15 protein-coding genes and 1 pseudogene are annotated in these 18,268 nt (G+C 62.2%); 10 read left to right on the top strand and 6 right to left on the bottom strand.

What is annotated here, in order from left to right; all coding sequences use genetic code 11:
• Positions 1 to 128: 128 nt before the first annotated feature.
• The 4 genes from denD to otsA all read left to right on the top strand — a co-directional run bounded on the left by denD (position 129) and on the right by otsA (position 5,583).
• Positions 129 to 1,112 (top strand): D-erythronate dehydrogenase, encoded by a 984-nt coding sequence (gene denD, locus PZL22_RS28870; RefSeq protein WP_013845087.1) that lies wholly within the window; start codon positions 129 to 131, stop codon positions 1,110 to 1,112.
• Positions 1,109 to 1,990, top strand: a complete 882-nt coding sequence (locus tag PZL22_RS28865) for an NAD(P)-dependent oxidoreductase (RefSeq protein WP_014532061.1) — start codon at positions 1,109 to 1,111, stop codon at positions 1,988 to 1,990. The genes denD and PZL22_RS28865 overlap by 4 nt, the downstream gene beginning before the upstream one ends.
• Positions 1,991 to 1,998: 8 nt before the next feature.
• Positions 1,999 to 3,777, top strand: coding sequence for an IlvD/Edd family dehydratase (locus PZL22_RS28860; RefSeq protein WP_127700924.1), 1,779 nt, complete (start codon positions 1,999 to 2,001; stop codon positions 3,775 to 3,777).
• A 414-nt stretch (positions 3,778 to 4,191) separates the two neighbouring features.
• A complete protein-coding gene (otsA, locus tag PZL22_RS28855) occupies positions 4,192 to 5,583 on the top strand; it encodes an alpha,alpha-trehalose-phosphate synthase (UDP-forming) (protein ID WP_013845090.1) in 1,392 nt (463 codons plus the stop codon).
• A gap of 21 nt (positions 5,584 to 5,604) precedes the next feature.
• Here otsA and PZL22_RS28850 read toward each other — a convergent pair whose 3' ends face one another.
• The 5 genes from PZL22_RS28850 to PZL22_RS28830 form a co-directional block, all read right to left on the bottom strand.
• On the bottom strand, positions 5,605 to 6,126 hold the full coding sequence (locus PZL22_RS28850) for a GreA/GreB family elongation factor (protein ID WP_164843027.1): 522 nt from the start codon (positions 6,124 to 6,126) through the stop codon (positions 5,605 to 5,607).
• 249 nt (positions 6,127 to 6,375) lie between these two features.
• Positions 6,376 to 6,708 carry a GreA/GreB family elongation factor gene (locus PZL22_RS28845; RefSeq protein ID WP_324280230.1) on the bottom strand — a complete coding sequence of 111 codons (333 nt, stop codon included), beginning with the start codon at positions 6,706 to 6,708 and terminating at the stop codon, positions 6,376 to 6,378.
• 408 nt (positions 6,709 to 7,116) lie between these two features.
• Positions 7,117 to 8,463: an NADP-specific glutamate dehydrogenase gene (gene gdhA, locus PZL22_RS28840; RefSeq protein ID WP_010967123.1), complete on the bottom strand. Its 1,347-nt coding sequence runs from the start codon at positions 8,461 to 8,463 to the stop codon at positions 7,117 to 7,119.
• 166 nt (positions 8,464 to 8,629) lie between these two features.
• Positions 8,630 to 9,622 carry a PQQ-dependent sugar dehydrogenase gene (locus tag PZL22_RS28835; protein ID WP_127700928.1) on the bottom strand — a complete coding sequence of 331 codons (993 nt, stop codon included), beginning with the start codon at positions 9,620 to 9,622 and terminating at the stop codon, positions 8,630 to 8,632.
• 199 nt (positions 9,623 to 9,821) lie between these two features.
• Positions 9,822 to 11,288: an MFS transporter gene (locus PZL22_RS28830; protein ID WP_013845095.1), complete on the bottom strand. Its 1,467-nt coding sequence runs from the start codon at positions 11,286 to 11,288 to the stop codon at positions 9,822 to 9,824.
• Between the two features lie 128 nt (positions 11,289 to 11,416).
• On the opposite strand from PZL22_RS28830, the gene PZL22_RS28825 reads away from it, so the two are divergent.
• Positions 11,417 to 12,031: a TetR/AcrR family transcriptional regulator gene (locus PZL22_RS28825; protein WP_164843028.1), complete on the top strand. Its 615-nt coding sequence runs from the start codon at positions 11,417 to 11,419 to the stop codon at positions 12,029 to 12,031.
• A gap of 73 nt (positions 12,032 to 12,104) precedes the next feature.
• On the opposite strand, the gene PZL22_RS28820 is transcribed toward PZL22_RS28825, so the two are convergent.
• Positions 12,105 to 12,806, bottom strand: coding sequence for a GntR family transcriptional regulator (locus tag PZL22_RS28820; RefSeq protein WP_013845097.1), 702 nt, complete (start codon positions 12,804 to 12,806; stop codon positions 12,105 to 12,107).
• A gap of 118 nt (positions 12,807 to 12,924) precedes the next feature.
• On the opposite strand from PZL22_RS28820, the gene PZL22_RS28815 reads away from it, so the two are divergent.
• From PZL22_RS28815 to kduI, 5 genes and pseudogenes are all read left to right on the top strand, one after another.
• Entirely contained in the window at positions 12,925 to 14,439 is a 1,515-nt protein-coding gene (locus tag PZL22_RS28815) for an aldehyde dehydrogenase family protein (RefSeq protein WP_014528221.1), read from the top strand.
• Between the two features lie 120 nt (positions 14,440 to 14,559).
• The gene (locus PZL22_RS28810; RefSeq protein WP_014528220.1) at positions 14,560 to 15,510 is read left to right on the top strand and encodes a sugar ABC transporter substrate-binding protein; all 951 of its coding nucleotides are present in this window, start codon (positions 14,560 to 14,562) and stop codon (positions 15,508 to 15,510) included.
• A gap of 69 nt (positions 15,511 to 15,579) precedes the next feature.
• Positions 15,580 to 16,599 carry an ABC transporter permease gene (locus PZL22_RS28805; RefSeq protein WP_013845100.1) on the top strand — a complete coding sequence of 340 codons (1,020 nt, stop codon included), beginning with the start codon at positions 15,580 to 15,582 and terminating at the stop codon, positions 16,597 to 16,599.
• A complete protein-coding gene (locus PZL22_RS28800; protein ID WP_003525223.1) occupies positions 16,599 to 17,336 on the top strand; it encodes an ATP-binding cassette domain-containing protein in 738 nt (245 codons plus the stop codon). Before PZL22_RS28805 ends, PZL22_RS28800 begins: the two co-directional genes overlap by 1 nt.
• 31 nt (positions 17,337 to 17,367) lie before the next feature.
• Positions 17,368 to 18,209: pseudogene (kduI, locus tag PZL22_RS28795) on the top strand (5-dehydro-4-deoxy-D-glucuronate isomerase).
• Positions 18,210 to 18,268: the final 59 nt, after the last annotated feature.

Raw genomic sequence — 18,268 nt, 5'->3', positions numbered from 1 at the left:
TTCGCTCGAACCGCCACTATCCTGTTTTCAATCGGACCATATAAGGTTATCAGACAACCGTACAAGACAAAATTTCGACCCGCATGAAGACCTGATCGCATGCGGCCTCACTCAAGGAGGAGACATTCATGCATATCCTGATCATCGGCGCTGCCGGCATGGTCGGCCGCAAGCTCACGCAGCGGCTCGTCAAGGACGGCACTCTCGGCGGAAACCGGGTGGAGAAGCTGACGCTCGTGGACGTAGTGGCGCCGGAAAGGCCGCAGGGCTTTGCCGGAACGGCCGTTGCACGCGAAGGCGACCTTTCCGCTTCCGGCGAAGCCGAGAAGCTCGTCGAGGGGCGCCCGGATGTCATCTTCCATCTGGCGGCAATCGTCTCCGGTGAAGCCGAACTGGATTTCGACAAGGGCTACCGGATCAATCTCGACGGCACGCGCTATCTCTTCGATGCGATCCGCCTTGCTCACGATCAGGACGGCTACAAGCCTCGCCTTGTCTTCACCTCATCGATCGCCGTGGTCGGAGCGCCGCTCCCCTTCCCCATCCCGGACGATTATCATCTTACTCCGCTTACGAGCTACGGCACCCAGAAAGCGATCTGCGAGCTGCTGCTCTCCGACTACAGCCGCCGCGGCTTCTTCGATGGCATCGGCATCCGCCTGCCGACGATCTGCATCCGCCCCGGCAAGCCCAACAAGGCGGCTTCCGGCTTCTTCTCCAATATCCTGCGCGAGCCGCTGGTCGGCCAGGAAGCCGTGCTGCCTGTTTCGGAGGATGTCCGCCACTGGCACACCTCGCCGCGCTCGGCGGTCGGCTTCCTCATCCATGGCGCGACCATCGACCTTGAAAAAGTTGGCCCGCGTCGCAACCTTTCCATGCCGGGTCTCAGTGCCACCGTGGGCGAGCAGATCGAAGCGCTGCGCCGCGTTGCCGGCGAAAAGGCCGTGCAGCTGATCCGCCGCGAACCCGACGAGATGATCATGAAGATGGTCGCCGGCTGGGCGCCGGGCTTCGAGGCCAAACGCGCCACCGAACTTGGCTTCACTGCCGAAAAGAGCTTCGACGAGATCATCCGCGTTCACATCGAGGATGAACTGGGAGGGAAGCTGTGAGCGGGAAGACGAAGATTGCCTTTCTCGGCACGGGCTTGATGGGGGCACCGATGGCGCGGCGCCTGCTCGGTGCCGGTTTTTCGGTTACGGTGTGGAACCGTGACGCCGCCAAAGCCGAGCCGCTGGTCGCCGACGGTGCTGACATCGCTGCCTCGCCGGCCGATGCTGTTGCCGGCGCAGCTATCGTCTTCACCATGCTGACCAACGGCCAGGCCGTATCCGAGGTCCTGTTCGAGCGCGGCGTCGCCGATAGCCTGGCGGAAGGTACGATCGTGGTGGATTGCAGCTCCATAGCCCCGCAGATCGCCCGCGAACATGCGCGCAGATTGGCGGAAAAAGGCATCCGTCACCTCGACGCACCGGTTTCAGGCGGCGTGGTGGGCGCGGCCGCCGGTACGCTCGCCATCATGGCCGGCGGCGATGGCACCGCGGTCGAAAGCCTGAAGGAAGTTTTCGCGTGTCTCGGTCGCGTGACCCATGTGGGCCCGAGCGGTGCCGGCCAGGTCTGCAAGCTCGCCAACCAGCAGATCGTCGCCGTCACCATCGGCGCGGTGGCCGAAGCCATGGTTCTGGTGGAAGCCGGCGGTGCCTCGCGCGCGGCCTTTCGAGACGCAATCCGCGGCGGCTTTGCCGAAAGCCGGATCCTTGAACTGCACGGCGCCCGTATGGTGGAGCGCAACTTCGCCCCCGGCGGCGCATCGAACAACCAGCTGAAGGATCTGAACGCCGTCATGGCCATGGCGGATGAACTCTCCCTCGAGCTTCCCCTGACCAGGCAAGTGCGGCAGGAATTTGCCGATTTCGTTGAGTCCGGCGGCGGCGAACAGGACCACAGCGGACTGCTTCTGCAACTCGAAAAGCTCAACCCAAGGAATTAGGTCCCGCCATGACTGACAAACCCCAGCGCCGCCTGCGCTCACAGGACTGGTTCGACAATCCGGACCATATCGATCTGACGGCGCTCTATCTGGAGCGCTTCATGAACTACGGCGTGACGCCGGAGGAATTGCGTTGCGGCAAGCCCATCATCGGCATTGCCCAAAGCGGCAGCGATCTCACTCCATGCAATCGGGTGCATATGGATCTGGCGAAGCGCGTGCGCGACGGCATCCGCGATGCCGGGGGCATTCCGATCGAGTTCCCGACGCATCCGATTTTCGAGAACTGCAAGCGCCCGACGGCCGCCCTCGATCGCAACCTCGCCTATCTCGGCCTCGTTGAAATTCTCTACGGCTATCCGCTGGATGGCGTGGTGCTGACCACCGGCTGCGACAAGACCACTCCCTCAGCCCTGATGGCGGCCTCCACGGTCGACATTCCGGCGATCGTGCTCTCCGGCGGCCCCATGCTCGACGGCTGGCACGAAGGCGATCTCGTCGGCTCCGGCACGGTGATCTGGCGCATGCGCCGCAAGCTCGCGGCAGGCGAGATCGACCGCGAGGAGTTCATGCAGGCAGCACTCGATTCGGCTCCCTCCGTCGGCCATTGCAACACGATGGGCACGGCTTCGACAATGAACGCGATGGCCGAAGCGCTCGGCATGTCGCTCACCGGTTGCGGCGCCATCCCCGCTGCCTATCGCGAGCGTGGGCAGATGGCCTATCGTACCGGACGCCGCGCCGTGGAACTCGTTTTCGAGGACCTGAAACCCTCCGACATCCTGACCCGGGAAGCCTTTCTCAATGCCATCCGCGTCAACTCGGCGATCGGCGGATCGACCAACGCCCAGCCGCATCTTGCGGCCATGGCGAAGCATGCCGGCGTCGAGCTTTACCCGGACGACTGGCAGGTCCATGGTTTCGATATCCCGCTGCTCGCCAACATCCAGCCGGCGGGCGCCTATCTCGGCGAACGCTATCACCGCGCGGGCGGCACCCCCGCCATCATGTGGGAGCTCCTGAAGGCCGGAAAGCTCGACGGCGGCTGTCGCACCGTCACGGGAAGGACGGTGGCCGAGAACCTCGAAGGGCGCGAACCCACGGATCGCGAAGTTATTCGCCCCTTCGACGAGCCCCTCAAGGAAAAGGCAGGCTTCCTGGTGCTGAAGGGCAATCTCTTCGACTGCGCCATCATGAAGATGAGTGTCGTCTCCGACGATTTCAGGAAGCGCTACCTTCAGGAACCGGGCCGCGAGGGCGTTTTCGAGGGCAAGGCCGTGGTCTTCGACGGCTCGGAGGACTACCACAAGCGCATCAACGACCCTGAACTCGACATCGACGAGAACACCATTCTGGTGATCCGCGGCGCCGGCCCGCTCGGCTGGCCGGGGTCGGCGGAAGTCGTGAACATGCAGCCGCCGGATCATCTCTTGAAACGCGGCATCAGGAGCCTGCCCACCATCGGTGACGGACGTCAATCCGGCACGGCCGACAGTCCCTCCATCCTGAACGCCTCGCCGGAGAGTGCGGCTGGCGGCGGTCTCGCCTGGCTGCGCAGCGGTGATGTGATCCGCATCGATTTCAACCTGGGTCGCTGCGACATGCTGGTTTCCGACGAGGATATCGAAAGACGCAAGGCGGACGGCATTCCCGCCGTGCCGGCCGATGCCACGCCCTGGCAGCGCATCTACCGCAAGTCCGTCACCCAGCTTTCCGACGGCGCGGTGCTCGAAGGCGCAGCAGACTTCCGGCAGATCGCCAAGAATATGCCCCGCCACAATCACTAGAGCACTTGCAGGAAAAATGTGTAACGGTTTTCCGTCTGGAAGTGCGTTGGATCAAATGCTCAAGCGCAATTCCAGGAAGCGTTCGTAGCTTCCAAATCCCTGATGATGGAAGGGCGGCTCCGGCCGCCCTTTTGTATTCAGCGGGCAGCTGCCACCCGGGGCATGAAAGTGCGGCTGCGCGGAAATCATCACCCACCGCCGACAAACCCGCCATTTATCCAAGTTCGTCCACGCCCCCCGAATCACAAGCGCTTGAAACGGCTTCGACACCGGAGCGGCCGTCGCGGCTCCACGCGCGAGTTGCACCCTCTCGACGATTTTCGCGTCGGTGGGATCGTCTGCGTCGGAAACGCGTTCCCCCTCCTGAACGTTTGAGCGCCAAGTGTATATTTTCTTGAATGAAAGGAATTCGGCATGAGCCGTCTCGTCATTGTTTCCAATCGTGTGCCCGTCCCTGACAAGGGAGGCATTGCGCCTGCCGGTGGGCTGGCGGTCGCGCTGAAAGTCGCCCTTGAAGAGCATGGCGGCATCTGGATGGGCTGGTCGGGACGATCGAGCGGAGAGAACGAGCCGGAGCCGCTTGCTCAGTTGCACCAGGGCAATATCACCTATGCGCTCACGGACCTGACTGATACCGACGTCGGAGAATATTACCACGGCTTCGCCAACCGGGTTCTTTGGCCGATCTGCCACTACCGGCTTGATCTTGCCGAATACGGTCGCAAGGAGATGGCCGGGTATTTCCGCGTCAACCGCTTCTTCGCCCATCGGCTGGCGCCGCTCGTCAGGCCCGATGACGTGATCTGGGTGCACGACTACCATTTGATCCCTCTCGCCGCAGAACTCCGTCAAATGGGCTTGAAGAACCGGATCGGCTTCTTTCTCCACATTCCCTGGCCGCCTGCCGACGTACTCTTCACGATGCCCGTTCACGAGGAGATCATGCGCGGCCTGTCGCACTACGATGTCGTCGGTTTCCAGACCGATCATGATCTTGAGAACTTCGCCGGCTGCCTCAGGCGGGAAGGCATTGGCGATGAACTCGGTGGAGGCCGCTTCAGTGCCTATGGCCGCGTATTCAAGGGCGGCATCTATGCAATCGGCATAGAGACTGCGGCCTTTGCCGAATTTGCCAAAAAGGCATTGACCAACAAGACCGTCAGGAAAGCGCGTGAAAGCATCGAGCACCGGAGCCTGATCATCGGTGTCGATCGCCTTGATTACTCAAAAGGGATCACGCAGCGCATCGACGCGTTCGAGCGCTTCATCTTGGCCAATCCGGCCCAGCAGGGGCGCGTCACCTATCTGCAGATCACGCCGAAGTCGCGGTCCGAAGTGCCGGAATACGAAGCCATGCAGCGAACTGTGGCCGAACAGGCCGGCAGGGTGAACGGCGCGCTCGGCGCTGTTGATTGGGTGCCCATACGCTATATCAACCGTTCGGTAGGCCGGCATATTCTTGCAGGGCTTTACCGGCTTGGCAAAGTCGGCCTGGTGACGCCGCTTCGAGACGGGATGAACCTGGTTGCGAAGGAATATGTGGCCGCGCAGGACCCGGACGATCCGGGCGTGCTCGTGCTTTCGCGTTTCGCCGGGGCCGCCCGCGATCTAAGAGGCGCCCTGCTGGTCAATCCCTATGATATTGAGGGTACCGCAAACGCTATGGCGCGCGCGCTCAGCATGCCGCTCGAAGAGCGGAAGGATCGCTGGAAGACTATGATGGATCACTTGCTGGAACACGACGTCTCGCGCTGGTGCCGGGATTTTCTCAATGATCTGGCGACATCACCGGATCCGTCGGGTTAGATTGCTGGCTGCCTGCCAGCATCATGCGGCACTGGGACCTGGATCATCATCATGTGGAATGGCCGCTTTCCTGGGCCGCGGCCGGAAATTGACCACTTGCGGAGCGTGGTCGATCAGTTGCACGGGTTCGGTGCTCGTCTGTTTCAGGCGAGCCTCTGACTCGGGTTGAAAGACGATTCGCTCGACCGCCAGGGTTTCAGGCCAGCCGTGCTCTCCGAGGATCTCGGTCCTCTCGCCGACGGCCAGCCCAAGCAGCGCCAAACCGCGCATCGTCCGCACGGAGATGGCGGAGTTGGCAGGTCTACCCGCGGCGTTGCGGACCAGAAGATGTGGTCCGGTGCGCACGCCGTTGACGGTGTAGCCCACCTGCGTGTCCAGAGTGACTACATTCTCAGGTATGTCTTCGCGGAAAAACACGCTGGCATAGTTCAACTTCTCGCGCAGTAGGATCGTGAAGGATTCCGTGTGGCCGGTTTCGTCCAGCATGGACATCAGGATGTTCAGGTCTCCTGCAGTCAGTTGGCAGAAAGCTTCTCTCGACATGGCGCATCTCTCCAGCTTCCGTCGGGTCATGGACCTGCCCTCTCGAGCAAGTATGGGGCACGAACGGCCGCGACCATCACAGTCGGCCTTTGCTCGTGCTGACGAGACAGGAACTCCCTGCGCCGACCGCGAGCGGTTCGGCACAGGGCTACGAGCCTGCGGTGAGGCGACCTCCTCTGGCTTTCCGCTTTCTGCTATCGAGCAAATGCATGGGGTCCTCGGCGGAGACTGTCTGGGTTCGGCGAAGCATCAAAGGGCGAGTTCGTCCTTCACGTCGTCCTCGACCCGAACGACCATCAGATGGTTTCTCTGCCCATCTCGAGAGAACCACTCGACCGCCTGTCCGGGCCGAAGACCCAGGAGCGCCACTCCGACCGGCGTGAGGACGGAAATCCTTCCCTTCTCGGCATCGACGTCATCGGGGTAGACGAGAGAGAAGGTCCGGCAGGGGCCGTCCTCGACCTCGCAAGTGACGATAGACCCTATCTTGACGACATCGGGCGGCACCTGGTCGTCTGGCAGAACACAGGGGCGCTCCAGCTTTTCGATCAATTCAGCGGCGATGTCGAAGTCCCTCCACAAGGCCTAGTAGGCAAGGCGGCTAAGCAGACGGTAGTCCGTCGCTCCAATGAAAGGCAGGGGCAGATTCGAGGAGACCATGATGCTGGACATCGTTCGCAATACCTCCGGAACAGGCACGGGATTTCCGCGTGCATGCAGTTGAAATATTCGGGAAGATTGTCGCGCATGTCAGCGAGAATTTGTGCTGAACGCGTTCACCCAGGATCCGGCGGGCGACGAGGCCGGATCCGGGTTACGATCCTGCGATCAGGCGAATCCCAAGAGCGTTAAGCGGATATATGTCGCGGTTGGTCAACATGGCCGCATGATCGCCCGCGGTATCGGGGAAGTCAAGTCGCCCGGGTCAGTGCCGCTAGTGCGGAAGCACCGCGGCACGCACCCCGAACGGCTTGATCGCCTCCGGCGCGCTCAGATCACGCCGAGGGCATCCATTGCCTCGGCCACTCTGACGAAGCCCGCTATGTTGGCTCCGAGAACATAGTCTCCAGGGGTGCCATACTCCTCTGCGGTCTCGGCGCAACGGTCGTGAATCGCCTGCATGATGGTTGCAAGGCGCGCCTCGGTCTGTTCGAACGTCCAGCTGTCACGTGAGGCGTTCTGCTGCATCTCGAGAGCGGAGGTGGCAACGCCCCCTGCATTCGCGGCCTTGCCCGGGGCAAACAGTACACCCGCCTCCTGGAAGATGCGGACCGCCTCCGGCGTGCACGGCATGTTGGCGCCCTCACCCACCGCAAGAACACCGTTCTTCACCAATGTTCGTGCATCCTTGCCGGTAAGCTCGTTCTGAGTCGCTGAAGGCATGGCGACATCGCATGGAACGTCCCAGACCGAGCCCGCTTCTATATAGTGAGTCCCGGCGCCTTTCAGTCGCGCGTACTCCGAGATCCGCTCGCGACGCACTTCCTTGATCTCCTTGACCAGTTCAAGGTCGATGCCGTCCTCGTCGACCACGTACCCGTTCGAATCGGAGCACGCCACGATTTTTCCTCCGAACTCGATCACCTTCTCCATCGTATAGATCGCTACGTTGCCGGATCCGGAGACGGTCACCCGTTTGCCCTCGAAGTCCAGACCCTTGGTTGCGATCATGCGCTGGACGAAATAGGTCGCCCCGTAGCCCGTCGCTTCCTTTCGGGCCCGCGAACCGCCGTAGAACAATGCCTTGCCCGTGAGCACACCGGCTTCGTAGCGGTTGGTAAGCCGCTTATACTGACCGAACATGTAGCCGATCTCCCGGCCTCCCACACCGATATCACCCGCGGGAACGTCCGTGTATTCGCCGAGATGCCTGTGAAGCTCGGTCATCAACGACTGGCAGAAGCGCATGATCTCGCCGTCCGAACGGCCCCTGGGATTGAAGTCGGAGCCACCCTTCCCCCCGCCGATCGGCATCCCGGTCAGTGCGTTCTTGAAGGTCTGCTCGAAGCCGAGAAACTTGATGATTCCGATGTTCACCGAAGGATGAAAACGGATTCCGCCCTTGTACGGCCCAAGTGCGGAGTTGAACTGAACCCGGAACCCCCGGTTGATCTGGACCTGGCCCTTGTCGTCCACCCAGGGCACGCGGAAGATGATCTGACGCTCTGGTTCGCAGATCCTCTCGATGAGCGCGTTTTCGGCGTAACGGGGATGTTTGGCTATCACGCGCCCGAGGCTCTCGAGAACCTCGCGCACTGCCTGGTGAAACTCGTGTTCACCTCCGTTACGCCTCAGGACTTCCGCTAGAATGGGTTCCAGTTTCTCGTCGACATTCACAATGATTCTCCTAGTGCCATCTCACCTCAATCGGCACCGGCGCCATATCTGAAAGGTGTGCTTCAGGGAACAGCAATTTTCGGTTGTTCAACCAACAGCAGGCGGAAACGCACTTCGAAGCCACCGGACCTCGAATAGGGCCGCAAATTCCTGTCCGCGGGAGACGTCACCGCCTGAAGATGTGAATTGCGCCACCGGCGTCGTCGGATACGAGGATGGCCCCGTCGGGCGCCTCCTTGACGTCCACCGGACGACCGACGTTTCTGAGGAAAGTGGCCGCCGAGGCCGGACGGCCGCCACGGAAGCGGACCCGCACGACCTGATAGCCGACCGGTACCGACCTGTTCCAACTGCCGTGCTGCGCCACCAGAGCATCGCCGCCCAGGCTGCGGAAGAAATGAATCCCAAGCGCTGCGACATGGGCCTGAAAATTGAAGACAGGGGGAATTTGGCGCGCGGGCGGCATCGCGTCTTCGAACCCTGTGAGCGGCACCTGGCCGCCGAAATAAGGAAAGCCGTAAAAGCCGCCCGGCCGAAGCGCGTTCAACTCGTCGGGCGGGACATCGTCTCCCATCCTGTCGGCGCCGTTGTCGGTGAAGAACATTCTGCCGCCGCGCCAATCGAAGCCGACCGAGTTGCGCACGCCCCAGGCCACTCTGCGAAGGTCAGACCCGTCCTGGTTCATGCTGACGATCGTGCCTTGCAGCCCGCGGGGAACGCAAATGTTGCAGGGTGATCCCAATGAGACATAAAGCCGGGCATCCGGGCCGAGGGCGATATAACGAAAACTGTGGGCCCCCGAATTCGGCAGGTCGCGCCGGATGTCGCGTCTGCCGCTCAACGTACCGCCGCGGCCGATCTCGAACGCCGTTATGCTGCTTCTTGAAGCCACGAACAGTCGACCACGTGAGCAGGCGACGCCGTTCGCATTGGAAAATCCGGAGGCGACCCGCCGGGCGCGGCCGCCGGGTAAGGACACGGCGTAGACCGAGGAGCCCTTGGTTCCGACGAACAATCTGTCGCCGCAAACCGCCATCTCGCGCGCGGCCGGCACGCGGGCGAGCAGTTCCCCCCGCGCCGCATCGAAGGGCACGCCGAAGGCGAGCGCCACGACCATGACTAGCGCGAGGAAACCGGCCCTCGGGAATGAGACGCTCATCGCCACTCCTCCGAATGCACCCTGAATTGCGCTGGAGCGGATTTGGAGCGGCGTTAGTCCCGTTTCAAGCCGGCGCCCGAGCCTCACGGCGAAGTGATCTCCTTCAGCCCCTCGTCAAAATGAAAATGCGCAGATCAGCGTCGGTGGCACGAGGCATCTGGAGCGCTGGCGGGACCTTCATCCTGCGCGTTGGGAGTAATTACTCCGGCAATTTGCTCGGCAGCCAGAGCCACGCCACCATCCCGACTGCGAGTGTCAGGAGACCGCCCGTGCCGATCGCGACATGCATGCCGGTGAGGAACGCTTCTTGAGCCTGAATCAGGCTTTGATGTGCAAGTCCGGGCTGATCGAGCGTTTCGTCGAGCGTCCCTGCCACGCCGGGGCCGAATAGCCGGAAGCTCAGTGTCGCTAACGATCCGAGCAGGGAAATACCTAGCGCGTTGCCCAGTTCGTTGCTGGTCTCTGCTATCGAACCCGCCGCACCCGCCCGGTTCGCAGGAACCGCCGAAACCGCGATATCGGCTACGAGGCTGAAGGACAGTCCATATCCGATGCCGGCGATCATGGTCGAGGCGATGAAGACAGCAATCCCTGTCTCGGTCGTCGTGAACAGCAGCAGGAAGACGCCTGCGCCGATCAGCAGATGTGTTGCCACAAGTGCGGTCTTCCGACCGATCCGTTCTACGATGCGAGCAGTGGCCACGCAGGTGGCCGTCAGCACGATCGCGCCCGGCAGGGTTAACAGCGCGGCGGCGAAGACATCGATGCCCAGCACCGATTGCAGGTAGACGCCCGACAGATAGCCGGCAGCAGACCATACGACCAGCGACAGAAGGCCGGTCAGAATAGCGATAGAGAAGATACGGTCGCGGAAGAGACCGAGGTCGAGCAGCGGATATTCAAGTTTCGTCTGTCGGCGAGCGAATAGCGCCAGTGCAAATATGCCGGCGGCTCCGGCGACGATTTGTGTTGGAGTGAAGCCATAGGCGGCCGCATTCTTGAGCGAATAGGTGAACAGCAGGATGCCGGCAAAGGACAGCACGAGGCTTGCCAGGTCGATGCTGCCGCCGACGGTAGATCGCACCTCCCGCAACAGGATCGGCGCGCCGATCATGAAGCCGATGACGACGGGGACATTGATGAGAAACACGGCGCCCCACGCGAACTGCCGCAGCAGCATGCCGCCAATCAGCGGGCCGATCGCAAAGCCGGCTGCGAAGGTGGCCGCAAAGATGCCGATAGCTTGGGCGCGCAGTCGCGGATCGGGGAACAAGGCGCTGACGATTGCCAAGCCGGAAGGCAGTAATGTTGCGCCGCCCAGTCCCATCAGGGCACGCGACGCGATCAGCTGCTCAGGCGTTTGCGAATAGGCCGCGCCGAGCGACCCTGCGCCAAAGACCGCCGCGCCGGTTATGATGAGTTTCAGCCGGCCGTAGCGGTCGCCGATATTTCCGAAAGCGATCAGCAGCGATCCGACCACGAAGCCGTAGATATCCAGGATCCAGAGCGCCTGATCAGCGGTCGGCATGAGGGCCGAAGTGACATGCGGCATAGCGAGATAAAGGATCGACCCGTCCATGGCCACAAGTAGGACCAGGGGTAAAATGGCGATCAGGCCCAGCCATGCGGTGCGATCGACGGTGCGGGGGAGTGAAGTATCGGTCATGGGCACAAATCCTCTGCGAACGGCATGCGAAGGCATGCCGCTTCGGCCGCCGGCGCGAGGCCGGTGGATGGTTGCGATTGAAGGCTAGCTCCTATATACTTCAAGTAAGTTACTTTTGGTATATAGTGATGTCAAGCAGGCCGAACAAAACGCAGCCTCCCGCCAAGCGCGTCCGTCTCAGCCGCGAGCAGCGGCGGCGCCAGCTTCTCGACCTAGCGTGGCACCTTGTGCGCGAAGAAGGTTCGGATGCCCTGACGCTCCCGAGGCTCTCGCAAGAAGCTGCTGTCGCCAAGCCGTTGGTCTATGACCATTTCGGCACGCGCAATGGCCTGCTGATAGCCCTTTATCGGGATTTTGATGCGCGACAGACGGAGATGATCGACGCCGCACTCGCGGGGAGCGGCCCGACCCTCGAAGATCGAGCCAGGGTCATCGCAACCTCCTACGTCGACTGTGTACTCGCGCAGGGCCGGGAAATGCCCGGCGTGCTCGCGGCCCTTGCGGGCTCTCCCGAGTTGGAGGCGGTAAAGAGAGACTATCAACTGGCTTTCATCGAGAAGTGTCGAAGGGCACTGGCGGCTTTCGTGGGGCGGCGAGGCATCGAACCGGCGGGCTTCTGGGCTATGCTCGGCGCTGCTAACGCCCTGTCGGATGCGGCCTCGACGGGAGAGATCACGGCTGAGCAGGCGCAAGACGAGCTTTTCGAGACCATTGTCGCGATGATCGAAAGAAGCCATCCTTGATCATGGGTGGAATATCAAGTCCGAACGGGAACGTGGGTCGAGCACGGCTCCACACTTAACCGCCAGAAAACGGTCATTCGAACAGGTCTGGATTGTCGGCCTCGATCTGCGGCAGGTCGGCCAGAATGCCGTTGAGGTGGCTGCGCATGGCGGCCGCAGCCGCGTCGGCATCCCGCGCGTCGATGGCGGTGATGATCGCCTCATGTTCGGCAATCAGTTTCTTCATCGAGTCCGGATGGCGCAGCTGAAGGTTGCAGACCCGATCCATGTGTGCCTTGATATCGGAGACGGCGTTCCAGGCGAGGCCGCAGCCTGCACCCTCGGCGATCGCAATATGGAACTGCTCGTCCTCCCGGCGAAAAGCATTGTGGTCATGTGCTTCATTCGCCGCCTTTTGCCGAGCTAGGATCGTGTCGATCTTGCGCCGTGTCCAGCTATCGAATGTCTCGCTGGCCCGGCGCGCCACCGCGACTTCGATCGCCTCGCGCACGAAGCGCGCTTCCATCATTTGTCTGGCTGAAATCCGCACGACGACTGTGCCCCTGTTGGGCCGGATATCCACCAGTTTCGATTTGCCGAGGGCGATGAGCGCTTCGCGCACGGGTTGACGCGACACGCCCATGCGCGTGGCGATTTCCTGTTCGGAGAGCCGCATTCCGGGGGCGAGCTCCAGCCGGATGATGGATTCGCGCAAGTCCCGCTCGACTTGGGCCGCGGCGGTTTCGCCGGTGTCGATCTTCAGGGATTCGAGGTTCATGTCTTTCGCTGCCGTCATCCGTTGACATCCAATTTGAACCACCATACAGTACCATACAATTCAGGCGCAACAGAAATCCGGCAAACCGGATGAACAGGGAGGGGCTGGCACCGCGCGGGCCGGCCTGAGAACGCTATTGCTGTCCAATTTCATCGCACCCGATTCCAATGATCCCCGCCTCCGCATTAAATCCCGCTACCAGATGCTTGTCGATGGCAAGTCGGTCGATGCCGCTTCAGGCAGCACGATCGATCGGGTGAGCCCCGGCCACGCCGGCGTGGTGGTCGGCACCTGGCCGGAAGCCTCGGCCGACGACGTGCGCAAGGCCGTCGCGGCCGCCCGGAAGGCTTTCGATGCCGGCCCGTGGCCGCGCATGTCCGGCGCAGAGCGGTCGCGCCTGATGCTCAAGGTCGCCGACCTCATCCTCGCGCGGCAGGAGGAACTGGCGCTGATCGAGAGTCTCGAGGTTGGCAAGCCTATCGCTCAGGCGCGCGGCGAAATCGGTTTCTGCGCGGATCTCTGGTCCTACGCCGCCGGCCAGGCCCGCGCGCTGGAAGGACAAACCCACAACAATATCGGCGACGATCGCTTGGGCCTTGTCCTGCGCGAGCCGGTCGGGGTCGTCGGCATCATTACGCCCTGGAACTTCCCCTTCATCATCGCGTCTGAACGCGTGCCCTGGGCTATCGGTAGCGGCTGCACCGTCGTGCTGAAGCCCTCCGAGTTCACGTCGGGCACGTCGATCCGTCTGGCGGAGTTGGCGCGCGAAGCTGGCATTCCCGATGGCGTGTTTAACGTCGTCACCGGTTATGGCGATCCCGCCGGCCAGGTGCTGGCCGAAGACCCGAACGTCGACATGGTCGCCTTTACCGGCTCTGTCCGCGTCGGCACGAAGCTTGGCGAGATCGCGGCGCGCACCGTCAAGCGCGTCGGGCTGGAGCTTGGCGGCAAGGGGCCGCAGATCGTCTTCGCCGATGCGGATCTTGACGCGGCGGCAGACGGCATCGCCTATGGCGTCTACCACAATGCCGGCCAGTGCTGCATTTCCGGCAGCCGGCTTCTGGTGCAGGAGGGCATCCGCGATGCGCTGATGGAGCGCCTGCTCGACATATCGCGCAGGGTCGCCTTCGGCGATCCGCTGAACGAACGCACCAAAATCGGCGCGATGATCTCGGAGGCCCATGCCGAAAAGGTGCATTCCTATGTGACGGCCGGCATCACATCCGGCGCGGAACTGCTGCTCGGTGGCGAAAGGATCGGCAGGGAGGCCGGCCTTTACTATGCACCGACGGTGTTTGCCGGCGTCACGCCCGACATGTCGATCGCACGCGAAGAGATCTTTGGTCCCGTGCTTTCAACGCTGACCTTCAAGACCGCGGACGAAGCCGTAGCGCTGGCGAACGCCACCGAGTTCGGTCTTTCGGCCAGCGTCTGGTCGACCAATCTCGAAACGGCCCTGCAGAGCATCCGCCGCATCCGCGCCGGCCGATGCTGGATCAACAGCGTGATCGACGGCACGCCGGAGCTGCCGATCGGCGGCTACAAGAAGAGCGGCCTTGGCCGCGAGCTCGGCCGCTACGGCTTTGACGAATATTCCCAGTTCAAGGGCGTCCATGTGACGCTCGGGCGTCCCGCGCCCTGGTTCACATAACCGGCCGCAGACTGGGGTCAGGAGGAGGAATATCTCGGCTGGCGTGATCTTTGGTCGGAGCCCGCCAGCCGAGACTTGGGTCTTGCGACCCGCAATGCACATCCAAAGGGAGGATACGCAATGAAACTGACCAGGCTCAGAACCGCAGCTCTGGCTGCGGGCCTTGCCACCTTGTTGACGTCGACTGCGCTCGCCGCAGATGTCAAGGCAACGATGATCATCTATCTCGATCCGAGCGTGCAGTTCTTTAATCCGGTGGTGAAGGGAGCGCAAGACGCCGCCGCTCAATTCGGTGTCGACCTCGACGTGCAGTATGCCAACAACGATCCGGTGCGCCAGAACGACCTGATCGAGAGCGCGACGGCCAGCGGTGTCGACGGCATCGCCGTAGCGATCTCCAGTTCGGATGCTTTCGACGAGAGCATCTGCGCGGCAGTCAAGGCCGGGATCATCGTCATCGGCTTCAACAACGATGACCTCGACGGCGCCAAGGGCAACTGTCGCCAGGCCTATGTCGGCATGGACGAGCTTGCCTCCGGCTATGAGCTCGGCAACCGCATGATCAAGGAATTCGGCCTCAAGTCCGGCGACGTCGTCTTCAATCCGCGCGAAATTCCGGAAGCGAGCTTTGCGGTCGCCCGTGGCGGCGGCATCGAGAAGGCGATGACCGAAAACGGTATCAAGGTGGAGACGGTTCGTGCTGGTCTCGACCCTGCCGAAGCGCAGAACATCATCGCGCAATTCCTCATCGCCAACCCGAACGTGAAGGCGCTGTTCGGCACCGGCTCGGTCACCTCGACCGTCGGCGCCGGCGCCATCAAGGACGCCGGCGTAGACATTCCATTCGGTGGTTTCGACCTTGCGGTCGAGATCGTAACCGCGGTGGAATCCGGCGCGATGTACGCGACCATGGACCAGCAGCCCTATCTGCAGGGCTATTACCCGATCGCCCAGATCGCGCTTGCCAAGAAATACGGGCTGACACCGACCGACATCGACACGGGTCAGGGCGCCTTCCTCGACAAGTCGCGCATCGGTTCGGTCAAACCGCTGATCGGCAGCTACCGCTAACCGTGTTCCGTGGGAGCCCGCCGGCGCGCCCGGCCGGTTCCCCGTTCCCCAACGATCGAGTGCCAGACCGTGACACCTGTCCTAGCCGAAAGTGCCGCGCCACGCTCGCGGACCCAGAGACAATCCATCCTCAAGCAGATCATGGGCATGCCCGCGGGAGCGATCTTTCTCGTCTTCATGACCCTGCAGATTGTCTGCATCGCCGGCGCGCTCCTCTATCCGGACGAGTTCCGCTACCTCTCGCCGCAGAACCTGACGATCCTGATGAAGGCGATCCCCGTGCTCGGGTGCCTCGCGCTCGGAGCCGGCGTATTGATGATCGCCGGTGAATTCGACCTTTCCATCGGCTCCGTCTACACGTTCACGGCCGTGCTGATGGCCTCGCTCGTCAATGCAGGGCTGAGCGCCTTCATCGCAGCACCGATCGGTATTCTGACCGGCCTGCTGATCGGCTCGCTCAACGGCCATATCACCCTGCGCTTCGGCCTGCCGTCCTTCATCGTCACGCTCGGTGGGCTCCTCTTCTGGCGCGGCGCGGTGCTGCTCTACAACGGTGCCGTCCAGGTGCGTTTCGACCCGGAGCCGGTCTTCACCAGCCTCTTTTCCGGCACTCTGTTCGGCGTGAACGCCGCCTTCATCTGGATCGTCCTCTTCGTCATAGGCTTTCACCTGCTGCTACACCGCCACCGCTTCGGCAACCACGTCTTCGCGACGGGTGGAAATCGCGGTGCGGCCGAGGCGATCGGCATCAATACCAGCCGCGTCAAACTGATTGCCTTTGCGATTGCGGGCGGCATGGCTGCGGTCGCGGGCATTCTTGCCACGGCCCGCGTGGGCAGCGTGCAACCCGGGCAGGGTGCGGGTCTGGAACTCCAGGCGATCGCCGCCTGCGTCATCGGCGGGCTTTCGCTACGCGGAGGACGCGGATCGATCATCGGCATCTTTCTCGGCGTGCTGCTCATCCACACGATAACCGACGTCCTGCTTCTCCTGCGGGCACCCGGCTTCTATCTCGACATGTTCATCGCCACGCTGATCGTGCTGGCCGCCATTTTCAACCATCTAATCGAGCGGCGAGGTCTTGCGTGATGTCGACCCCCAATCTTCTCGAACTGCATAACATCTCGAAGAGCTTCGGTGCGCTGACCGCGCTTCGCAATCTGAGCTTCCATATCGGCGAGGGTGAAGTTGTCGGCCTTTTGGGCGACAACGGCGCCGGCAAATCGACGACCGTCAATCTCATCTCCGGCATCCACAAGCCGACGGACGGCTATCTCAGCGTCGACGGCAAGAAGACGACCTTTTCCTGCCGCTCGGATTCCGCCGATGCCGGCATCGAAACGATCTACCAGCATACCGCGCTGGTCGATTCGCTCTCGATTACCCGCAATATCTTCATGGGCCGTGAACTGACCGATCGCTTCGGCTTCCTTAGGCAGCGCGAGATGCGCGACATCGCCATGGAAGTCTTGCAGAACGCCGTGCACATCTCCGGCATCGATTCCCCGGATACGCTCGTCGGCAATCTCTCCGGCGGGCAGAAACAGGCGGTCGCAATCGCCCGCGCCGTCTATTTCAAGAAGCGCGTGCTGCTCCTCGATGAGCCGACCTCGGCGCTCTCCGTACGCGAGACGGAAGCGTTGTTGAACCAAGTGCTGAAGCTCAAGGCGGAGAATGTCTCGAGCGTGCTGGTGACGCACAATCTCTACCACGCCTACCAGGTCTGCGACAGGTTCGTGATCATGAGCCATGGCACGAAGGTCTTCGACGTGCAGAAGGCCGATACGACGATCAGCCAACTGACCGAATATGTCGTGCTCACCTGATGCCCATCCTCGAAAGCAAGAGGCAGATGCCGTGACTATTTCCGTATCAGTTCGCCAGGTGGTCGGGCCTGAGGATGCCGCAAGGCGCAACACGCAGGCCTGCGCGATGGCTTCGTCATCGAAGCGCTTTTCCAGCCGGGCCGAGCCAACCTCACCTATAGCCATCTTGACCGCATGATCGTCGGCGGCGTGGTGCCGGCGGCGGACAGGCTCGTGATCGACCGGATTGCCGAGACAGGCACGCAGCGCTTTCTGGACCGCCGCGAAGCGGCGATCATCAATATCGGCGGCTCCGGCACGGTCAGCGTCGGGGACAAGGATCATGTGCTCGGCTTTCAGGAAGCGCTCTATGTCGGGATGGGCGGTGGTGCGCTCGGCTTTGCCAGCGACGATGCGAACGCGCCGGCCTTGTTCTACGTCCTGAGCGCGCCCGCGCACCGCTCCTGTCCGACCGTGCACATCACCCGCGACATGGCAAAGAAGTTGAGCCTGGGTTCGGCAGAAGAGTCCAACGCTCGCACCATCAACCAATATGTTCATCCGGATGTCTGCGAGAGCTGCCAATTGCTCGTCGGCCTCACGATGTTCGAGCCGGGTTCGGTCTGGAACACCATGCCGGCGCATGTGCATGACCGGCGAATGGAAGTCTACCTCTATTTCGGTATGCAGGAGGCGACGCGAATCTTTCACTTCATGGGCGAGCCGGGCGAAACCCGCCATGTCGTCCTGAAGAACCATGAAGCCGTGCTCTCGCCGGGTTGGTCGATCCACTCCGGCGCGGGTACCGGGCGCTACGCCTTCATCTGGGCGATGGCTGGCGACAACATGAGCTTCACCGACATGGACAAGGTGCCGATGGAAGCGCTGCGGTAAGTAAGCCCCCAAGTCCAACCAAAAAAATGCGATCCCCGACCCATCCTGGGAACAGCCGG

Source organism: Ensifer meliloti (assembly GCF_030064585.1).
Lineage (GTDB): Bacteria > Pseudomonadota > Alphaproteobacteria > Rhizobiales > Rhizobiaceae > Sinorhizobium > Sinorhizobium meliloti.
Note: the sequence above shows the minus strand (reverse complement) of the source record. Positions and strands in the feature narration are given on the sequence as shown.

What these genes read in the sequence shown, in the direction of transcription:
- otsA (WP_013845090.1), top strand. Translation starts at nt 4,192, where the DNA reads ATGAGCCGTCTCGTCATTGTTTCCAATCGTGTGCCCGTCCCTGACAAG.
- PZL22_RS28810 (WP_014528220.1), top strand. Translation starts at nt 14,560, where the DNA reads ATGAAACTGACCAGGCTCAGAACCGCAGCTCTGGCTGCGGGCCTTGCC.
- denD (WP_013845087.1), top strand. Translation starts at nt 129, where the DNA reads ATGCATATCCTGATCATCGGCGCTGCCGGCATGGTCGGCCGCAAGCTC.
- PZL22_RS28825 (WP_164843028.1), top strand. Translation starts at nt 11,417, where the DNA reads ATGTCAAGCAGGCCGAACAAAACGCAGCCTCCCGCCAAGCGCGTCCGT.
- PZL22_RS28860 (WP_127700924.1), top strand. Translation starts at nt 1,999, where the DNA reads ATGACTGACAAACCCCAGCGCCGCCTGCGCTCACAGGACTGGTTCGAC.
- PZL22_RS28835 (WP_127700928.1), bottom strand. Translation starts at nt 9,622, where the DNA reads ATGAGCGTCTCATTCCCGAGGGCCGGTTTCCTCGCGCTAGTCATGGTC.
- PZL22_RS28820 (WP_013845097.1), bottom strand. Translation starts at nt 12,806, where the DNA reads ATGACGGCAGCGAAAGACATGAACCTCGAATCCCTGAAGATCGACACC.
- PZL22_RS28850 (WP_164843027.1), bottom strand. Translation starts at nt 6,126, where the DNA reads ATGTCGAGAGAAGCTTTCTGCCAACTGACTGCAGGAGACCTGAACATC.
- PZL22_RS28800 (WP_003525223.1), top strand. Translation starts at nt 16,599, where the DNA reads ATGTCGACCCCCAATCTTCTCGAACTGCATAACATCTCGAAGAGCTTC.
- PZL22_RS28830 (WP_013845095.1), bottom strand. Translation starts at nt 11,288, where the DNA reads ATGACCGATACTTCACTCCCCCGCACCGTCGATCGCACCGCATGGCTG.